At 68.5% G+C, this 17339-nt stretch carries 13 protein-coding genes; 5 read left to right on the top strand and 8 right to left on the bottom strand.

The window, feature by feature from the left end; genetic code table 11:
• The first annotated feature begins 27 nt into the window (after positions 1 to 27).
• The 3 genes from E0H73_RS29615 (at position 28) to E0H73_RS29605 (ending at position 2166) form a co-directional block, all read left to right on the top strand.
• A complete protein-coding gene (locus E0H73_RS29615) occupies positions 28 to 597 on the top strand; it encodes a TetR/AcrR family transcriptional regulator (protein ID WP_131361885.1) in 570 nt (189 codons plus the stop codon).
• Positions 594 to 1112: an SRPBCC domain-containing protein gene (locus tag E0H73_RS29610; RefSeq protein ID WP_131361884.1), complete on the top strand. Its 519-nt coding sequence runs from the start codon at positions 594 to 596 to the stop codon at positions 1110 to 1112. The genes E0H73_RS29615 and E0H73_RS29610 overlap by 4 nt, the downstream gene beginning before the upstream one ends.
• Before the next feature lie 76 nt (positions 1113 to 1188).
• Positions 1189 to 2166 carry an aldo/keto reductase gene (locus E0H73_RS29605; protein WP_131361883.1) on the top strand — a complete coding sequence of 326 codons (978 nt, stop codon included), beginning with the start codon at positions 1189 to 1191 and terminating at the stop codon, positions 2164 to 2166.
• 86 nt (positions 2167 to 2252) lie between these two features.
• Here E0H73_RS29605 and E0H73_RS29600 read toward each other — a convergent pair whose 3' ends face one another.
• Positions 2253 to 3281 carry a LacI family DNA-binding transcriptional regulator gene (locus E0H73_RS29600; protein WP_202867613.1) on the bottom strand — a complete coding sequence of 343 codons (1029 nt, stop codon included), beginning with the start codon at positions 3279 to 3281 and terminating at the stop codon, positions 2253 to 2255.
• Positions 3282 to 3314: 33 nt separating this feature from the next.
• On the opposite strand from E0H73_RS29600, the gene E0H73_RS29595 reads away from it, so the two are divergent.
• Positions 3315 to 4841 (top strand): alpha-N-arabinofuranosidase, encoded by a 1527-nt coding sequence (locus tag E0H73_RS29595; RefSeq protein WP_131361882.1) that lies wholly within the window; start codon positions 3315 to 3317, stop codon positions 4839 to 4841.
• On the opposite strand, the gene E0H73_RS29590 is transcribed toward E0H73_RS29595, so the two are convergent.
• Together E0H73_RS29590 and E0H73_RS29585 are read right to left on the bottom strand one after the other, a co-directional pair.
• The gene (locus E0H73_RS29590; protein ID WP_131361881.1) at positions 4825 to 5667 is read right to left on the bottom strand and encodes a MerR family transcriptional regulator; all 843 of its coding nucleotides are present in this window, start codon (positions 5665 to 5667) and stop codon (positions 4825 to 4827) included. The two genes, E0H73_RS29595 and E0H73_RS29590, sit on opposite strands and share 17 nt — an antisense overlap.
• A gap of 33 nt (positions 5668 to 5700) precedes the next feature.
• Complete coding sequence (locus E0H73_RS29585; RefSeq protein ID WP_131361880.1) at positions 5701 to 6606, bottom strand: AraC family transcriptional regulator; 906 nt, start codon at positions 6604 to 6606, stop codon at positions 5701 to 5703.
• Positions 6607 to 6676: 70 nt separating this feature from the next.
• On the opposite strand from E0H73_RS29585, the gene E0H73_RS29580 reads away from it, so the two are divergent.
• The gene (locus E0H73_RS29580; protein ID WP_131361879.1) at positions 6677 to 8062 is read left to right on the top strand and encodes an FAD-dependent oxidoreductase; all 1386 of its coding nucleotides are present in this window, start codon (positions 6677 to 6679) and stop codon (positions 8060 to 8062) included.
• Between the two features lie 16 nt (positions 8063 to 8078).
• Here E0H73_RS29580 and E0H73_RS29575 read toward each other — a convergent pair whose 3' ends face one another.
• The 5 genes from E0H73_RS29575 to E0H73_RS29555 all read right to left on the bottom strand — a co-directional run bounded on the left by E0H73_RS29575 (position 8079) and on the right by E0H73_RS29555 (position 17336).
• Positions 8079 to 8345: a hypothetical protein gene (locus E0H73_RS29575; protein ID WP_131361878.1), complete on the bottom strand. Its 267-nt coding sequence runs from the start codon at positions 8343 to 8345 to the stop codon at positions 8079 to 8081.
• A 199-nt stretch (positions 8346 to 8544) separates the two neighbouring features.
• On the bottom strand, positions 8545 to 9561 hold the full coding sequence (locus E0H73_RS29570; RefSeq protein WP_238164363.1) for a zinc-dependent alcohol dehydrogenase family protein: 1017 nt from the start codon (positions 9559 to 9561) through the stop codon (positions 8545 to 8547).
• Between the two features lie 23 nt (positions 9562 to 9584).
• The gene (locus E0H73_RS29565) at positions 9585 to 10628 is read right to left on the bottom strand and encodes a DUF6177 family protein (RefSeq protein WP_131361877.1); all 1044 of its coding nucleotides are present in this window, start codon (positions 10626 to 10628) and stop codon (positions 9585 to 9587) included.
• Positions 10625 to 10876, bottom strand: a complete 252-nt coding sequence (locus E0H73_RS29560; protein WP_131361876.1) for a hypothetical protein — start codon at positions 10874 to 10876, stop codon at positions 10625 to 10627. Before E0H73_RS29560 ends, E0H73_RS29565 begins: the two co-directional genes overlap by 4 nt.
• Before the next feature lie 28 nt (positions 10877 to 10904).
• On the bottom strand, positions 10905 to 17336 hold the full coding sequence (locus E0H73_RS29555) for an ADP-ribosyltransferase (protein ID WP_131361875.1): 6432 nt from the start codon (positions 17334 to 17336) through the stop codon (positions 10905 to 10907).
• Between the last annotated feature and the right edge of the window lie 3 nt (positions 17337 to 17339).

Raw genomic sequence — 17339 nt, 5'->3', positions numbered from 1 at the left:
CGATACTGTAGTAGCGAAAATAGAGAAATGGTGAGAGGACGACCGAGAGATACCGGCGTCGAGGCACGTGTGCTCGAGGCCGCCATGGCCGAGATGCGAGCCGGCGGGTACGACGGCCTGTCGGTCGACCGGGTCGCGGACCGGGCCGGCGTGGCGAAGACGACGCTCTATCGCCGTTGGCCATCCAAGGCCGAGCTGGTGGTCGCGATGATCACCGGCCTGCGCGCCGCCGTGCCGTTCGAGCCGAGCGGCGACCCGCGCCGCGACCTCACCGAGCTGGTGACGGGCATCGCGACCACGCTGAGCGCCGTACCGACGACTCTGATCGCCGATCTGGCTGCGGCTGCCGCACGGGAGCCGAGGGTCGGTGAGAGCGTGCGCGCTCTGTGGGCTGAGCGGCATGCGGCTGTCACTGCGGTCATCGGGCAGGCCCAGGCGGACGGTCTCGTCCCCGGGCACGCCTCCCCTGCCGTGCTCGTGGACCAACTGGTCGGGCCGCTGTACTACCGGCTCCTCGTCACCGGTGAGCCCATCGATTCCGCCTACGTGAGGGAGCTGGTGCACAGCACCCTCGGACCTGATCCGGAGAAGTCATGAAGAAGCGCCACAAGATCCTGGTTGCCCTCGGCACTCTTGTCGTCCTGGTCGCCGGCTACACCATCTACACGATCGTCCGTCCGTTCGTGCTGCACACCGAGCTCGACATCGCCGCGCCACCGGACCAGGTCTGGAAGGTGCTCGCGGACCGGCAGGCATACCCGGAGTGGAACCCGTTCATCGTGTCGTCGACCGGTGAGCTGACGACCGGCGGGACCATCACCAACGTCCTGCGCGACACAAAGGGCGAGGAGCTCACCTTCAAGCCCACGCTGCTCGTGGTCGAGCCGGGCAAGGAACTGCGCTGGATCGGCAAGGTCGGCTTCGGCGGCATCTTCGACGGCGAGCACTCGTTCCGGCTCGAGGCGCTGCCCGACGGCCACACCCGGCTGATCCAGCAGGAGACCTTCCGCGGCGCGGCCGTCCCGTTCACCCGCTCCATGCTCACCGGCACCATCGAGCCCCAGTTCGTCGCGATGAACCACGCACTGGCCGCCCGCGCGACCGGCTACTGATCCATGCATCACACGCATCAATAGTGCGGAAAAGATTCATTGGACCGATGAAGCGATCCTTGGTTGGGTCGGTGTCATGGATATGCGCACGTTGGGACGAGTAGCGATCGAGGTCAGCCCGGTCGGGTTCGGGTGCTGGGCGATCGGCGGTCCGTTCAGCAATCCGGCCGGCGAACCGCTGGGCTGGGGTGAGGTGGACGACGAGGAGTCGGTGCGCGCGATCCGGCGGGCGATCGACCTCGGTGTGACGTTCTTCGACACCGCCGACGTGTACGGCGCGGGCCACAGCGAGCGCGTTCTCGGCAAGGCCCTCGGAGGCCGGCGCGACGAGGTCGTGATCGCGACCAAGTGGGGCAACACCTTCGACGAGTCGACGCGGGTCATGCACCACCAGGACGGCTCGGTCGAGTACGTGCACAAGGCTGTCCGGGCGTCGCTCGACCGCCTCGGCACCGACCACATCGACCTGTATCAACTGCACTTCGACACGACCGACGAGATCGCACTGCCGTTGCGGGAAGCGTGCGAGGACCTGGTCCGCGAAGGACTGATCCGCAGCTACGCGTGGAGCACGGACACACTGCACAGCGCGGAACTCTTCGCCGAGGGCGAGCACTGCTCAGCGGTGCAGCACGAGGCGAGTGTCCTGCACGACGCGTCGGACTTCTTCGCGCTCTGCGAACGGGCCGACCTCGCCAGCATCAACCGGACGCCGTTGGGCATGGGTATTCTCGGCCGCCGCGCCGCGGACCGGCCGGCCACCGGCGCGGACATCCGCACGTTGCCGCCGTCGTGGCTGCGCTTCTTCGACAAGGGCGGCGTACCGGCTCCGGAGTGGTGGGACAAGGTGTCGGCGATCCGCGACGTACTGGAGAGCGACGGCCGCACGCTGGCGCAGGGCGCGCTCGCGTGGCTGTGGGCACGGAGCCCGCGGACCGTCCCGATTCCCGGCTTCCGCACTGTCGCGCAGGCCGAGGAGAACGCGGCCGCGCTGTCGTTCGGTCCGCTCCGCGACGAGCAACTGGCGGAGATCGAGAAGTTGCTGACGGAGTGAGCTGACCCGCTGGGCAGGACGACACGTCTTGCCCAGCACGCCATTTATCGATATACCTCCTGTAGCGACAGGAGGTCCACGTGCTGCTAGTCGACGGGTTTGGTGGTGCCGCGCCGGATCAGGTGCGCCGGCACGATCAACTCCTGCGGGTCGCGGGTCGGACCTCCGCCGTTGAGCTGGGCGAGCAGCAGTGCGGTGATCGCGTCGGCCATCTCCTCGTGCCCCGGGTTGACGGTGGACAACGACGGGACCAGGTACGGCGCTTCGTCGATGTCATCGAAGCCGACCACCTGGACGTCGTCCGGCACGCGCAGTCCGGCATCGGCCAGCGCGCGCAACGCGCCGATCGCGACGAGATCGGTCAGCGCGAACACGGCATCGAAGCCGATCCCCCGCTCGATCAGTCGCCGGACCTCGTCGTACCCGTCCTGGAGGCGGAACCTGCACCGGACGGCCAGGTCCGGCTCCATCGGTACGCCGGCCTGGGTGTGCGCGAGCGCGTAGCCCTCAGCACGCAGAGCCGGCATGTTCGCGGAACCGGTGGGGTCGCCACCAAGCATCGCGATGCGGCGGGCGCCGGTGGCGAGCAGGTGCGCGGTCGCCTGCCGGGCGCCGTCGACGTTGTCCATCATCACGTGGTCGAACCCCGACGGCAGCGCCCGCTCACCGATCATCACCACGGGCGCATCGGTGCGGATCTGGGCCAGCTCGGCCGGGTCGATGTCGACCACGCTGAGGATCAGGCCGTCGTACATCCGGAGCCGGGAGAACGCGACCGCGTCCATCTCGCCCTCGCGGCTGGCGCCGGTCCGCTCCATCACGATCCGCAGACCCTGCGCCTCGAAGCGATCCGCGAGCCGGCTCGCCAGCTGACCGAAGTACGGGCGCTCAAGCTCCGGAACCGCGAGTCCGACCACGCCGGTGCGGCCGGCGCGCAGGTGCCTCGCGGCCAGATTGACCTGGTAGCCGAGCTCGTTGATCGCGGCCAGGACCCGCTCCCGGGTCGCGGCACCGACCCGCGGCCGGCCGTTGATCACGTTCGAGACCGTCATCGTGGACACCCCCGCGGACCGCGCCACGTCGGCCATCGTCACCACGGTGGATGCCTTCTTCATGGCGACAACTGTAAGAGACCAAGGAGCTGAGTCATGTCGACTGCATCAGCAGCGCGCGTCGTGATCGATCTCGACGTACCCGGTCCGGCCATCAGCCGGCATCTGTACGGGCACTTCGCGGAGCATCTCGGCCGCTGTATCTACGGCGGTTTCTACGTCGGCGAGGACTCGGACCTGCCGAACGAGGGCGGCATCCGGCTGGACGTGGTCGAGGCGCTGCGAGCGCTGGACATCCCCAACCTGCGCTGGCCGGGCGGCTGCTTCGCGGACGAGTACCACTGGAAGGACGGCATCGGGCCGAAGGCGGACCGGCCGTCGATGATCAACACGCACTGGGGAAATGTTGAAGAGAGCAACCACTTCGGCACCCACGAGTTCATGGCGCTGTGCGAACTGCTCGGTGCCGATGCCTACGTGAACGGCAACGTCGGCAGCGGGACCGTCCAGGAGATGAGTGAGTGGGTCGAGTACCTCACTCGCGACGGCGACAGCCCGATGGTCCGGCAGCGCAAGGCCAACGGCCGCGACGAGCCGTGGAAGGTGCCGTTCTGGGGTATCGGCAACGAGGCCTGGGGATGCGGCGGCAACCAGCGCGCCGAGGCGTACGCCGATCTCGCCCGCCGCTACGCCACGTTCTGCCGCGACCATGGCGACAACAAGCTCTACCGCATCGCCGCGGGTGCCTCGAACGACGACCTGGCCTGGACCGAGGCCCTGATGAAGGCGGTGAGCTGCCTCGGCTGTGGTCGCACGCCGCGAAACATCTTCCAGGCCGTCTCGATCCACTACTACACGGTGGCCGGGACCTGGGACAGCAAGGGCAGCGCGACCGACTTCGATGTCGAGGACTACTACCGCACGATCATCAAGGCCCAGGACATCGAGCGGGTCATCCGCGGGCACAAGGCCGTGATGGATGCCTACGACCCGGACCGGGCGATCGGCCTCGTGCTGGACGAGTGGGGCACTTGGTGGGACGTCGAGCCGGGCACGAATCCCGGATTCCTGTACCAGCAGAACGCGATGCGCGATGCGCTGGTCGCAAGCCTGCACTTCGACGTGTTCCACCGGCACGCCGATCGGTTGACGATGGCAAACATCGCGCAGACCGTGAATGTCTTGCAGGCGATGCTGCTCACCGACGAGGACGGTGGTCTGGTCCGCACCCCGACGTACCACGTGTTCGAGATGAACAAGGGTCACCAGGATGCGGTGTCGGTCCCGGTCCATGTGGTCGAGCGGCCGGCGCCGTACAAGCTGGACGGGAAGACGATGGAGCTGGTGTCGGTGTCGGCGAGCGTCAAGGACGGGCAGGCGCTGATCTCGGTCAGCAACCTGGATCCTGTTGCGCCGCTGGACGTCGTACTGGATCTGCGGGGTGGTGAGCTGCGGAACCCGGCCGGACGGTTGCTCACAGCATCGAAGCCGCAGGACCACAACACGCCGAGTGACCCGCAGGCAGTCTCGCCGGTCTCGCTGACCGGCTTGGAATCCGACCCCCGCGGCCTGCGGGTCACCCTGCCGCCACACTCGTTCGCGACGGTCAGTTCTGCTTTGTGACCGGGATCTGGAACTCGTGCACCCAGTTCGCCGGGTTGCCGGGGTCGAACTCCAGCGTCACCTCGCGGGCGTAGCCCAGGCTGCGGTAGCCGTTGTCCTCGATCCAGCGGGCCAGCGTCTGCATGCTGCGGTCCGCCTCCATCATGTCGCCCTTGTGCACGATGGTGGCGGCCTGCGGCAGCTCGGGCAGTTCGAGGAACTCGACGTCGGGGCTGGAGCCGGAGTCTGTGCCGGTGTCTGTGCCGGTGTCAATGGGTACGGCGGCATGGGCCCGGACCTGCTCCTCGTCGGCGTCCTCGTAGTAGGCGACGGCTGCACCGGTCGGCGTCACACCGGCGGCACAGAGGCGTTCGAAGAGCTGGACGAACAGCGGCTGGAGGACCGGGCTGATGTCCGCACCGTCGTAGCTGGCGCAGATCGCGGACAGCTCCGCGACCCTGGTCGGGGCGATACGTTTCAGGACAACGTCGTCGGTAGGCATGTGACCTTCCTTCTCGATCAGGCGGAGCCTCGCCTCGACACTGACGAGTTGCGCCGTACCGCGTGCCAGGTCGGCCTCCAGCTGCGCCTGGCGCAGCCGCAGCATGCCGCGGAGTTCCTCGGCGCTCAGCTTGGCGTCGACGATCTCCTGGACCTGCTGCAGGCTGAACCCGAGATCCTTCAGCGCGATGATCCGGTTCAGCCGGCTGAACTGGTCGGCCGAGTAGTAGCGATACCCGCTGACCGCATCGACCACGGCCGGCCGGAGCAGCCCGATCGCGTCGTAGTGCCGAAGCATCCGGGGCGATACCTGCCCGAATGCCGCGAAGTCTCCGATGGTGAACATGTCCCCACCTTCCGGCTTGACACAGTGTGAAGGTCAACCCTGCCGTGCGATCTGAGTACGGCGGTAGCGCCCGGGCGTGACATCGGTGGCCTCCCGGAAGGCTTTGCTGAAGGCCGACTCGGAGTGGTAGCCGACCCGGGCGGCGACGGCGGCGACCGTCAGCTCGGGGTCGGCCAGCAGGTCCGCGGCCACCATCATCCGCAGACTGGTGACGAACGCCGCGACCGTCGTTCGCGTGTGCTTGCCGAAGTGCCGGACGAAAGTTGCCCTGGACATCGAGGCGGTCGCGGCCAGGCGGTCGAGCGTCCAGTCGGCGCCGGGGTCGTCGAGGACGGCGTCGATGGTGCCGGCGATCCGCCGATCGGCGACGGCCGTCCAGGGCGCGACACCTGGCAGGTCACCGCGGCGCAGCATCATCGCGAGCAGCCCGGCACACAGTGCGTCGACGACGGCCGCCGTACCCGAGCCCTCGGCCAGCGCTTCAGCCCGTAGCAGTGCGGCGAGGGTCCGGACGGACTCGTCGGCGGCGTCGAACGACACGACCAACGGATCCGGCAGGCTCCGGAGCAGCAGTACGCCGGAACCCGACCCGACTGAGTAGTGACCGCAGAAGATGTCCGTCACCGCCTGGCCCGAGGGACTGCGGATCGTGTCGAACGCGGTCCCGGGAGTCTCGACCGACGAGCGGACCCGGCCCGGCCCCGCCGTTCGGATCAGATGCGGCGGGCTGCCGGCGAGCAGCACAGCGTCACCACCGCGGAGCGGAACCTGCCGGTCCGGCAGTTCCAGGACGCAGTCGCCGTCCAGGACGAAGTGGAACGCGGCCTCGGCGTCGCCGTACGCGGGGACCTTCATCTCGGTCGCCCCGGCGAGCAGGCAGCGCTTGTCCACGCTCGCCCGGATCCGGGCGAGTCCGATCACGTAACTGATGGCATCCATGAGACATCTGCGCAGAAAAGTGAGTTGGAATCGGCTGTTCTGTCTCAAGGCTACCCGTCAGACTCAAGCCATGACTGCTGCTGCGGAGAACACATTGCGGGCCGACGTCGTCGTGATCGGGTTCGGCAAGGGTGGCAAGGTCGCCGCCGCCACGCTCGGACGGGCCGGCCGCCGGGTGATCCTGATCGAACGCTCGGACCAGATGTACGGCGGGACGTGCCCGAACGTCGGCTGCGTTCCGACCAAGGCGCTGGTGCACCACTCCGGCCGGCGCCGTCCGGACGACTCACCGCAGGAATGGTTCGAGCACGCGATCGGCGAGGTGCAGGCGCTCACCTCCACGTTCCGGGCCGGCAACTACGACGCGCTCAACGGCGCCGAGACGATCACGGTCCTGACCGGCACGGCCCACTTCGTCGACGCGCACACTGTTGCTGTCAGCAACGGATCCGGCGAGGTCCGGGTGGTCGGCGAGACGATCCTGGTGAACACCGGCTCGGAGCCGGTCATTCCGGGTATCCCAGGTCTGCGCGAGAGCCCGCGGACGGTGACGAACGTGGACCTGATCCACACCTCCCACCTGCCCGGCCGGCTGGCCGTGATCGGCGGTGGCTACCTGGGCATCGAGTTCGCGTCGATCTACCGGCGATTCGGGACCGCGGTGACCGTGTTCGAGGCGTCGCCGCAGATCCTGGGCCGGGAGGACGACGACATCGCGGCCGCCGCATCGGAGATTCTGGCCGGGGACGGCGTGGAGGTGGTGACCGGGGCCGAGGTGCTGGAGATCCGCGGTGAGGACACGGTCGTCTACCGCAAGGACGGCCGCGAGCACAGCCTCCCGGTGGACGCGATTCTGGCCGCGACCGGCCGTACGCCGGCGACCGCCGAACTACGGCTCGAGAACGCCGGTGTGAAGACGACGGACGGTGGTGCGATCGAGGTCGACGAGCACCTTCGGACCAGCCAGTCGCACATCTTCGCGCTGGGCGATGTCAACGGTGGACCGCAGTTCACCTATATCTCGCTCGACGACAGCCGGATCGTGCTCGACCAGCTCCTCGGCTCCGGGAAACGATCCACTGCCGACCGGATCGCCGTACCGCAGACGTTGTTCATGTCCCCGCCGCTGGCGACCGTCGGGCTGACCGAGAAGGCGGCCCGTGCGGCCGGTCATCAGGTCAGGATCGGGATGCAGCGGGTGGCCGACATCGTGGCGATGCCGCGCGCGTACATCGTCGAGGAGACGCGCGGGGTGATGAAGTTCGTCATCGACGCGGCGTCCGACGAGATCCTCGGGGCGGCGCTGCTCAGCGTCGACGCGCAGGAGTTGATCAACACCGTCGCGCTGGCGATGCGGCACCGGATCACCGCGACCGAACTGCGCGAGTCGATCTACACCCACCCGTCCTCGACCGAGGCGTTCAACGACGTCCTGGGCACGATCGTCCGCGGCTGACGCCGCGACAGGAGGGTCAGGAGGAGATGACGCGGTCGCGGCGGTCGCGGACCGCCGCGACCGCGAAGCCGGCCAGCAGGACGGCGATGCCGCCGGAGCCGAAGCCGATGACCAGGTCGCTGCGAGACTTCAGCCGCGCATCGCACTGCATCGGCGTGACCCCGTTGCCCGGCTGGAAGACCGAACCGCAGTTGAAGTCGTCGACGTGGACCGGACGGACGGCGAACACGACCCCGGCGATCAGCAGGACCACACCTACCGCGCCGAGTACCTTGCTCAGCACTGCCCGTCTCGCGGTGTGCAGGGAACAGCCGTACGGTCCGACCACGCCTGCCTGGTCAGATCCCGCATACGGCGCTCACACTCCCTGGGTCCGGTAAGATTTGATCAAATCTAACGCAGCTAGCCGTCCTCCCTGAAGTCCGGACCCCGCCCCCGGATCAATCTTCACTTAGTTCTAACGCTCAACAGGCCGGTCCGGTTCAACCGGGCAGGACGGCGACCAGCGACCCCACGGCACGGCCGTGCGCGACGTCGGACAGCGCTCGGTCGACCGCGTCGAACGGGACCTCGGTGGTGTGCGCACGGACCGGCAGCCGCGAGACCAGACGGAACAGTTCCTCACCATCGCGACGGGTGTTGGACGTGACGCTGCGCAGATCGCGCTCGTGGAAGAGATGGCGCTCGTAGTTCAGCACTGGTACGTCGCTCAGATGGATCCCGGCGACCGCGACGGTTCCTCCCGGTTTGAGCGCTTCGAGGGCGTACGGCACCACGTCACCGGCCGGGGCGAAGACGATGGCCGAGTCCAGCGGGACGGGCGGCCGGTCGGTGGTGTCGCCGGCGAACGCGGCCCCCAGCTCTCGGGCGAGCTCCTTGTTCTGCGCGCCCCGGGTAATCACGAACAGCTCCGCACCCTGCGCGATCGCGAGTTGGGCGGTGAGGTGGGCGCTGGACCCGAATCCGTAGATCCCGAGGCGGCCACCGGGCGGCAGGTTCGCCCGCAGCAGTGAGCGGTAGCCGATGATCCCCGCACAGAGGAACGGGGCCAACTCCACCGCCGGGCGATCGGTCGGCAGCGCGTACGCGTAGTCCTGCGGCACGACGGCGTACTCGGCGAAACCGCCGTCCGCGTCCCAGCCTGTGTACGACGATCGCGGGCAGAGGTTCTCCGAGCCCGACCGGCAGAACTCACACGATCCGCACGTACGCCGCAGCCACGCGATGCCAGCGCGGTCGCCGATGGCGAACCGGTCTGCTCCGGTGCCGCGATCGACCACGGCACCAACGACCTGGTGGCCCGGCACGACTCCCGGTCTGCGCGGCTCGAGGTCGCCTTCACACAGATGCAGGTCGGTCCGGCAGATGCCGCACACCTCGACCCGGATCAGTACCTCACCCGGTCCGGGTACGGGGACGGTACGACGTACTCGCTGCAACGGACCCTGATCGATCGGCGCGGGCCGGTCGACTGCCCACACGTCCATGAGATCGCTCATACTCCGACGATCGCAGACGCCGTTCAATTGGGCATCGTGAACTCGACCTTCTGGGTGGACGGCTTGCCGGAGTGGTGTGCGGTCGCGATCGTGATCCGGCGCATGATCGTGGAGAACGTCTCCCAGTCGGGAGCGCAGTACCCGGTGCCGATCGGGAACCACAGCGCCGTGTCGTGACCGATCGACGTCGCCACCCCGGCTTCGACAGCCTTCGCTGCCTCTGGTCCCATCGCGGCGCGGCCGTCCTGACCGATCACGAGTGCAACCGGATCGGCGACGCCGGTGAATCGTGGCAGCAGGCAAGCATCCGCGGAGCCGCCGATCCCCAGCATGAACATCGAGACCAGGTCGAATCGCTCCGCCAGTTCACGAACCGCCGGGAAGAGTGCCTCGGGCAACGGCGTCTCCATGCCTTGGTAGCCGATGGCAATGGTTGCCGTCTCCTCCAATCCGGCCGGACGAACGTCGATGTCGATCACGCCGCTGACCGGGCCTTCACCCGCCACCGTCAGCAGGGTGCTGCGCGGCGCCCAGCGGCGGCAGAACTGGGTGAGCTCCCGGATGTCCCAGAGCTGACTGACCGGTTCCTCGGTCCCCCAACCTGCCGGCGGTCCGCCGGCCAATTCGCGGAACAAGAACTCCGTGGCGCCGCCAACGACCGCGGACTCGACCGCGGCGTGCCGGACTCGCGCGACGATCTGCAGATTCGCATGGATCTCGTCCGGCGGCGCCAGCCAGTGCTGACTCGGCCGCGGCTGGCCCGTCTCCCCGGTCGGCACGAACAGCTCGCCGTTCCAGGTCAGCGGTACGCCGGTCAGACCGTCGTACGGACTGTCCGCTTGGACCACCCACCGCGAGCCGCCGACGAGGAGTTGGGTCCGGACCGCGTGCGTCACTCTAGAGGTGGGCGGGGTGACGAACTGCAGTTCGCGGTTGGCTTTCTCGGCTGCCAGCGCAGCGTCGAGGAGCCAGGTCGACAGGCCGATCACTGCTCTGTCCTGCATGAGCACGACGGCCTTCTCGGTGATCAGATCGGCGCCGGCGATGTAGTCGAGGAATTCGCTCATCGCTGGCCCTCCTCTCGGGCCGCGCGAACGGCCTTCGCCAATGAGAGTTCGCTCGGGGCGAACGAGAATACGTTGCTGTCGGCAACCAGGAAGAGGCGGTTCGCGTTGCCGGGTGATGTGAAGACGATCCACTCCTCGGCGTGTGAGGTGTGCCAGCCTTGCAGAGCCTCCGGTGTCCAGGTGTCGGGCGCGACCGAGTGCTGCGCGAGCCAGGCCGCCAGTACTGTCCTGGCTTCTGTCACTGACATCAGAGGTCTCCTGTTCTGCCGGTCCCGGTTACCACGTGGACTCCGGATCCGCGGACGAGCCGCCTTCCCAATCGCCGTTCGGCTCGCGGATGGTGAACTCCAGCCTGCTCAGCTCGGTCGCGTACACGTGCGGCCACGGTTCGTCGATCGCGTTCGGCGCCGGTTGCGTGTCGATCGCGCGGACGTCGCCGTTGTGATCGACGTACGCCGCGAACCAGTGACCGCCGCCGTCGGCCCACCCGATGCAGATCGCCGCCACCGTGCCGGGTGGGCGGCCGCGGAGTCCGTCCTCGACGGATTGGTACGCCCTGCGGGTGAAATCTGTCAGGTCTGCGGCCGAGTTCGGATGCCCAGGCAACGGTTGGAAGTCCATCCGGTGCCCTGGACCGCGGACGCCCATCCATTCGTAGCTGTCGTCGTAGTCGCCGGGGATCGGCGTACCGGGCGTGCCCTGATGGGGCGCGGGCGCCCTGCGGAAGTCACCGTCGGCCAGCCGGACCGCCCGGCCCTGAAGCAGGTCGACGGTCGCCCGCATCACGGCCGAGCAGTTGAACATGAACTCGACCCACTGCTTCTCGTAGTTCGGATTGAGCAGGTTCTTCCACCGCGGCACGGTGTGCAACGGGACCGGGCCGGCCGCGTTCGTCAGGTTCTGCTGATGGACCTGGCCGGGGTCGAGCGGGTTGTAGCGAGCGCGGTCGCGATCACCCCGGTGCACGCCGGGTTCGCCGTACGCCGGTGGTGGCTGGAGGTCGAGCTCCTGCTCCCACTGGTGCTCCTTCGGCCCGAACTCGTCAAAGATCGGATCCCCCGGCCGCACCCGAGCCCGAGGCGGCCGCCCCCGCTCCTGCGGCACGTCATACGAGATCCGCCCCGGATCAACCATGTCCTTCCACCGCGGACTGTAGGTCCCGATATTGCTCGGATCCGGCTCCTGACTGCTCCGCCCCAACGGCTCCGTCGGCACCGGCCCATCACCATCAACCTCCCCAGGCTGATTCCGATAAAGCCCAGCCTCTCGCCGCCGCCAAGCATCCACCCCACCCTGATCCACCCGCCCCTGCGTGGGCTTCTGCCCACGACCAGGCTGCCCTTGCCCACGACCGGGCTGCCCCGGGTGCCCACGACCGGACTGCTTCCCGTGGCTGGGCTGCTGGCCGTGCTTTGAGTGCCCGGGTGCTTCTCCCGGCGCATCGGATCCCTCGGAACCCCTGCCTCTTCCAGGCTGGTCGGGCGCGTCCGTACGACGCCCCCACGGGTTCGGACCATTCGCCCGCGAAACCCGCTGCGTAGCATCCGGATCCTGCGCACCACCACTCTCCGGCATCTGCTCACGAGCCTCGCGGTCCGGATCTGGTCCATCACCAGGCTCCCCCAACCCCTCGCCCGGAAAACGATCCGGGTCCGGCGCACCGTCGTGCTCCCGCATCTGTTGACGCGGGATGCGTTGGGTCGCGTCCGGGTCGGGAGCGTCGCCGTACGCCGGCAGCTGGTCCTGCGGGACGCGGGCCGGGGCGCCCTCATGCTCCCGCATCTGCTCGCGCCGGATGACCTGCGTTGTCTCCGGATCCGGTGCGCTCCCGTGCTGTCCCAGCTGGTTGCTTGGGATGGGTTGGGTGGCTTCGGGGTCAGGGTCTTCTATCCGGTGGGTGGGGTTGGGGGGTGGGAGGTGGTCGAGGTGCGGGACGGCGGGGAAGTCGTCGACGTCGACCATGTGGATGACGATCTCGCGACGTACGCGGGGCTTCCCGTCAGCGGTCAGGAACCGCTGGTCGAAGGAGACGTTCTCGCTGATGCCGACGGTCCGGTAGCGGACGTTGCGCGGCTGGATGTACTCGGACTCCGAGTTCCGCAGCCCGCTCAGCTTCCCGCTCGGGGCTCCCTTGCGTGTCTGGACCTCGAGGACCACACCCGTCCGGTTGTTCTCATGCGCGAAGTCCGACGCCACCGCCGGATCCGTCGACGTGAACTGGAACCCCTCGAAGTCCGTGTTCTCACCGACCTTGAACGTCTCCAGCACCCAGTTCATCAGCTCGCTGTGCGGCAGATGCCTCGGCAGCCGCATCCCCCGCCACACCATCCGCGGATCCACCGCGTCGGCTGCGCTCATCACCACCGTGTCGACGTCCTCCGCCACCCGGATCGCTTCCTCGGTCAGCCCGCTGCTCCCGTCGGTGTTCATCACCCGCCGCAGATCGCTCAGCTGATGCCCGGCGTACAACGCCCGGTTCACCGCCCCGAAAGTGCTCTGCGTCATCAACTTCACCGACTCGTGAAACCGCTCCGGCACAGTCCGCCCAAACTCCTCCGCCTCCTGCCTGGTCCGCGCCAACACCTCAGGATCCGCCGCACGCCGCACATCCCCCGACGCAAACCCGTAATCCTCCGGCGTACGCCGCACATCCGGCACATCAACGTGAGAAGCATCCGGGACACCCTCACCAGAGCCCTGCGAAGTACGCCGTGCATCCGGAGTGTCGGCGTGGCGAACGTCGGGGACCGCCTCGGCGAAGTCCTGCGGAGTACGACGTACATCCGGCGCCTCGAAGTCCTGCGGCGTACGCCGCACATCAGGCGCCTCGACGCGAGAAGCATCCGGGACACCCTCACCGAAACCGCGCGCAGTACGCCGGACATCCGGCGCATCAACATGAGAACCGTCTCGCACGCCCTCACCGAAATCCTGCGAGGTAGGCGGTGCGTCCGGCGCCTCGAAGTCCTGCGGAGTACGCCGTACGTCCGGGGCATCGACATGAGAAGCGCCCGGGACACCCTCACCGAAAACCTGTGGGGTACGACGTACGTCTGGGGTGTCGACGTGACGGACGTCGGCGACGCCCTCGGCGAAGTCCTGCGGAGTACGCCGGACGTCCGGCGCATCGACGCGAGGAGTGTCCGGGAGGACGTCACCGAGGTCCTGCGGCGTACGACGTGCGTCCGGCGCGTCGAAGTCCTGCGGGGTGCGGCGTACGTCTGGGGTGTCGGCGTGGCGGACGTCGGGGACGATCTCGGCGAAGAGGTGGATTTTGCCGTTGTGCGGGAAGACGCGGGTGAACTTGATGGTGAGGCCGCGGCCGAGGACCAGCTCGCGTTCGCCCTCGCCGTGGGCTGAGTGGTGGCCGGTGTAGAGGGCCGGCGTGCCCTTCGAGACCTTCAGGTGGATGATCCCGGGCCGGCTGGACGGGATCGCCTCGCCCAGCGACGTCGAGAGGAACGACGGGTCGCGGAACGTCTTGTTCACCAGTTGGTCGATCGGTCCGTCGAAGTGATCGATGTCGGTGACGCGGCGTACCACCACGTCCTCCGGGACCCGGCGCCCATTGAGTACGTCGTCGAACTCGTCGATCAGCGGGTCGAGTTCGGGACGGTGTTCGATGCCGCGTAGGTGGTCGCCGACCTGCTTGTACGAACCGTGTACGTTGTCACCGCCGCGGGTGAATCGCTCGACCACGTCCGCCTTCCGCGGGTCGAGGTCGCGGGCATAGTCGCCCCAGTGCCGCCGCCCCCACGCCGTCGCCTCAGCCTCGGACGCGAAGGTACGCGCACCACGCGAGATCTCAGCAGTCGCCTGCGCCAACCGCCCACCCGAATCCAGCCGATCCCACTCAGGATCCACCGGCCGCTGGTCATCTGGATGCCGTACCGGCCCAGCGTCATCAGGCACATGCGCCGCCACATCCGGCCCATCCTCCCCCCGCAACCGCCGCGAGATGAGGTCGTCCCCATCACCATCCCCGTCTCCATGCTTGCCCTCAGCAACCTTCCCGGGCTCACGGTCCGGCCCGCCGGTGCGATCCGGCTCGGAGTGCCGGGCCGGCTCGGAGTGCCGGGCCGGCTCGGAGTGCCGGGCGGGGTGGTGAGTGCCGGGTTGAGTGCCGGAACGTCGGGCGCTCGAGTGCTCGAGGCCTTCGCCTTCAACGCGATGACCTTCGACGCGATCTCCACTCACCCGATCACCGCTCACGCGCTCGGGATCAAGCTCATCCGCGATAGACCGCTCACCCGGCCGGGTAGCAGGACGCTCACCCGGTCCGTGACGCTCACCCGGGGTCGGGCGGTCGGCTGGGGTTGGGCGGTTGGCGGTTGGGTCGGGGCGGCGGACTGGGTCGCCTGGGGCGCCTGGGGTGTGGGGTGGGATGAGCGGCTGGATCGGGGCGACGACGGGGTCCGCGTCGCGGTGGGTTGGGGTCTGGGTTGGTTCGTTGGGGTGGGTCGGAGTGGGGTCGTTGGAGTCCGGGCCAGTTCGGGTGGGGTGGGGCTCCGGGCCGGTGCGCGTCGAGTGGGGGTCGGGGCCTGTGCGCGTGGGCTCCGGGCCTTCCGGGTGTTTGTTGGGGTCGGGGAGTTCGGTGTGGTCTGGCTTGTCGGGGCGGGTTGGCTGGTGCTGGGTGGGGTCGTCGTCGTCGCGCTTGGTACGGCGGTCCGTTGGTTCGGGGCGACCGGGTTCACCGGTGCTGCCGTCACCCGGACGCGTCGTGTGACCTGGCTGGCCGGTGCTCCCGGGCGCGTGCGTGCTCCCCGGCGTCCCCGGCAAGCCTGTGCTGCCAGGGGTCCCGGTGCTGCCAGGAGTGCCGGTGCTGCCGGGCGTTCCGGTGTTGCCGGGCGTACCCGACATGCCGACTGTCCCCGGAGTGCCGGGCGTGCCCGGAGTGCCAGGAGTGCCCGGCGTACCCGAGGTGCCGACTGTGCCGGGTGTACCGGGAGTCCCCGACGTACCCGGCGTACCCGAGGTACCAACCGTGCCCGGAGTGCCCGGCGTACCGGGAGTCCCCGACGTACCCGAGGTACCAACCGTGCCCGGAGTGCCAGGCGTACCGGGCGTTCCCGAGGTGCCGAGGTTGGCTGGGGTGTTGGGGATGATGGGGGTGTTGGGGATGACTGGTGGGATGGTGGTTTCGGGGTCGAGTGAGTCGGCGGGGCGGGTGGGGCCGGGGTCCACCGTGTTGCCTGGACCCGGGGTGTTGCCGGGCGTTGTGCTGCCCGGCGTCGTGGGGCCGGGCGTCGTACTGCCCGGTTGTGTCGTGCTGCCTGGCGTGGACCCTGGGGTGTTGGCCGTTTGGCCCGGGGTGTCGATGGTGTTGCCGGGGGCGTTGGTTGGGTTGCCGGGGAGGTCGACCGGGTCGCCGGGAGCGTGTACGGCGTCGCCGGGGACGTGGACCCGGGCCGCGGGGCCGTGCCCGGCGGGAACCCGCTCGCGGGGGAGGTCTATGCCGGACGGGACGTCGACCTTCGGACCGCGGGTGAGGGGTACGCCGCGTTCTAGGCGGACTGCGTCGCCTAGCAGGGGGATGTGGGAGTAGCCCTTCAGGACGGCGCCTACGCCGGGGATCTTCAGGCCGCCCTCGATCGCTGTGCTGCGGAGTTTGTTGCGGAGGTCGAGGAAGTTGTCGGCGGCGTGGGCGGCGACGCGGACCGGGGGGACCTTGTCGGCCAGTTTGCCGAGCTTGCCGAGTTTGGATGCGACGCCGGCCAGCTTGCCGGGGCCGACCGGGATCAGGCCGACGGCGCCCATGATGGATGCGGCCTGGTTGCCGTTCGACCAGTCGTCGCCGATGGTGTCGATCGTGTCGTCCCAGCGCTGGTCGAGCTCTTCGCTCATGCCGTCGGGCAGCAGTCCGCCGACGCCCGGGACCTTGTTGGCCAGCATCATGATGTCGTCGGCGACGCCCTCCCAGGCGTCGAACATCTGGTACATGTCGGCCGGCGGGTGCCCGAACAGCTTCTCGAAGTTCTCCTTCCCCCAGTCCCAGCCGGACACCTGAAGCGCCCACTGGAGTCCGAGGAGTGTGGTCAGACCGTCGACGACACCGAGTGCGAGCTCGCCGACGTCGGCGATCCACGGCGCGTCGTACACCTCCGGCGAACCCCACGGCGGCGGCTCCGGGTCGTGGTCGACGCCGATCCGCCGAGGGTGCGACTCGTGGCCGAAGCGGTCCCGGGTCTTGCGGTCCAGCGTGTCCGGCCACCAGCCGAGGCCGCCGATCAGCGCCTCGATCTTGTTCGCGGCGACGACCTGGATGTCCATCATCTGCTGCAGCAGCTTGGCGGTGCCCTCGTGGTAGGAGTTCTCCTCCTGGACCCAGTTCTCCCAGCCCTGCCAGTCGTCGCCGTTCGCCTCGGCCTGCTGGCACTTCACGATGAAACCGCGGGCCCGCTCGAGCAGGTCCTGCAGCCGGTCGTACGGCTCCTGCATGTCGTACCCGAACTGCTCGATGATCCCGCCCATCGCCTCGACATCACTGCCGAAGTCGTAGGCCAGGATGTACACCGGCCGCAGCGACGTGATCAGCGTCTCCGCCTCAGGCGCCTGGTAGCAGGTGGACAGCCCTTCGAACGAGCTGTTCACGTCGTACCCGGTGGACCTGATCTGGCCGCCGACCTTCTTCAGTTCGGCGCCGGTGAAGGCCAGTACGTCGGGACTGGTGCCGGGGAAGAAGTCCGGCACCCCGTCGGGATTGAACATGGC

This window comes from Kribbella pittospori (assembly GCF_004331465.1).
Taxonomy (GTDB): Bacteria; Actinomycetota; Actinomycetes; order Propionibacteriales; family Kribbellaceae; genus Kribbella; species Kribbella pittospori.
Note: the sequence above shows the minus strand (reverse complement) of the source record. Positions and strands in the feature narration are given on the sequence as shown.

Excerpts from the sequence above, each read along its gene's own strand:
- E0H73_RS29610 (WP_131361884.1), top strand. The coding sequence starts at position 594 with ATGAAGAAGCGCCACAAGATCCTGGTTGCCCTCGGCACTCTTGTCGTC.
- E0H73_RS29580 (WP_131361879.1), top strand. The coding sequence starts at position 6,677 with ATGACTGCTGCTGCGGAGAACACATTGCGGGCCGACGTCGTCGTGATC.
- E0H73_RS29560 (WP_131361876.1), bottom strand. The coding sequence starts at position 10,876 with ATGTCAGTGACAGAAGCCAGGACAGTACTGGCGGCCTGGCTCGCGCAG.
- E0H73_RS29565 (WP_131361877.1), bottom strand. The coding sequence starts at position 10,628 with ATGAGCGAATTCCTCGACTACATCGCCGGCGCCGATCTGATCACCGAG.
- E0H73_RS29585 (WP_131361880.1), bottom strand. The coding sequence starts at position 6,606 with ATGGATGCCATCAGTTACGTGATCGGACTCGCCCGGATCCGGGCGAGC.
- E0H73_RS29615 (WP_131361885.1), top strand. The coding sequence starts at position 28 with ATGGTGAGAGGACGACCGAGAGATACCGGCGTCGAGGCACGTGTGCTC.
- E0H73_RS29555 (WP_131361875.1), bottom strand. The coding sequence starts at position 17,336 with ATGTTCAATCCCGACGGGGTGCCGGACTTCTTCCCCGGCACCAGTCCC.
- E0H73_RS29590 (WP_131361881.1), bottom strand. The coding sequence starts at position 5,667 with ATGTTCACCATCGGAGACTTCGCGGCATTCGGGCAGGTATCGCCCCGG.
- E0H73_RS29600 (WP_202867613.1), bottom strand. The coding sequence starts at position 3,281 with ATGAAGAAGGCATCCACCGTGGTGACGATGGCCGACGTGGCGCGGTCC.
- E0H73_RS29570 (WP_238164363.1), bottom strand. The coding sequence starts at position 9,561 with ATGAGCGATCTCATGGACGTGTGGGCAGTCGACCGGCCCGCGCCGATC.
- E0H73_RS29595 (WP_131361882.1), top strand. The coding sequence starts at position 3,315 with ATGTCGACTGCATCAGCAGCGCGCGTCGTGATCGATCTCGACGTACCC.
- E0H73_RS29605 (WP_131361883.1), top strand. The coding sequence starts at position 1,189 with ATGGATATGCGCACGTTGGGACGAGTAGCGATCGAGGTCAGCCCGGTC.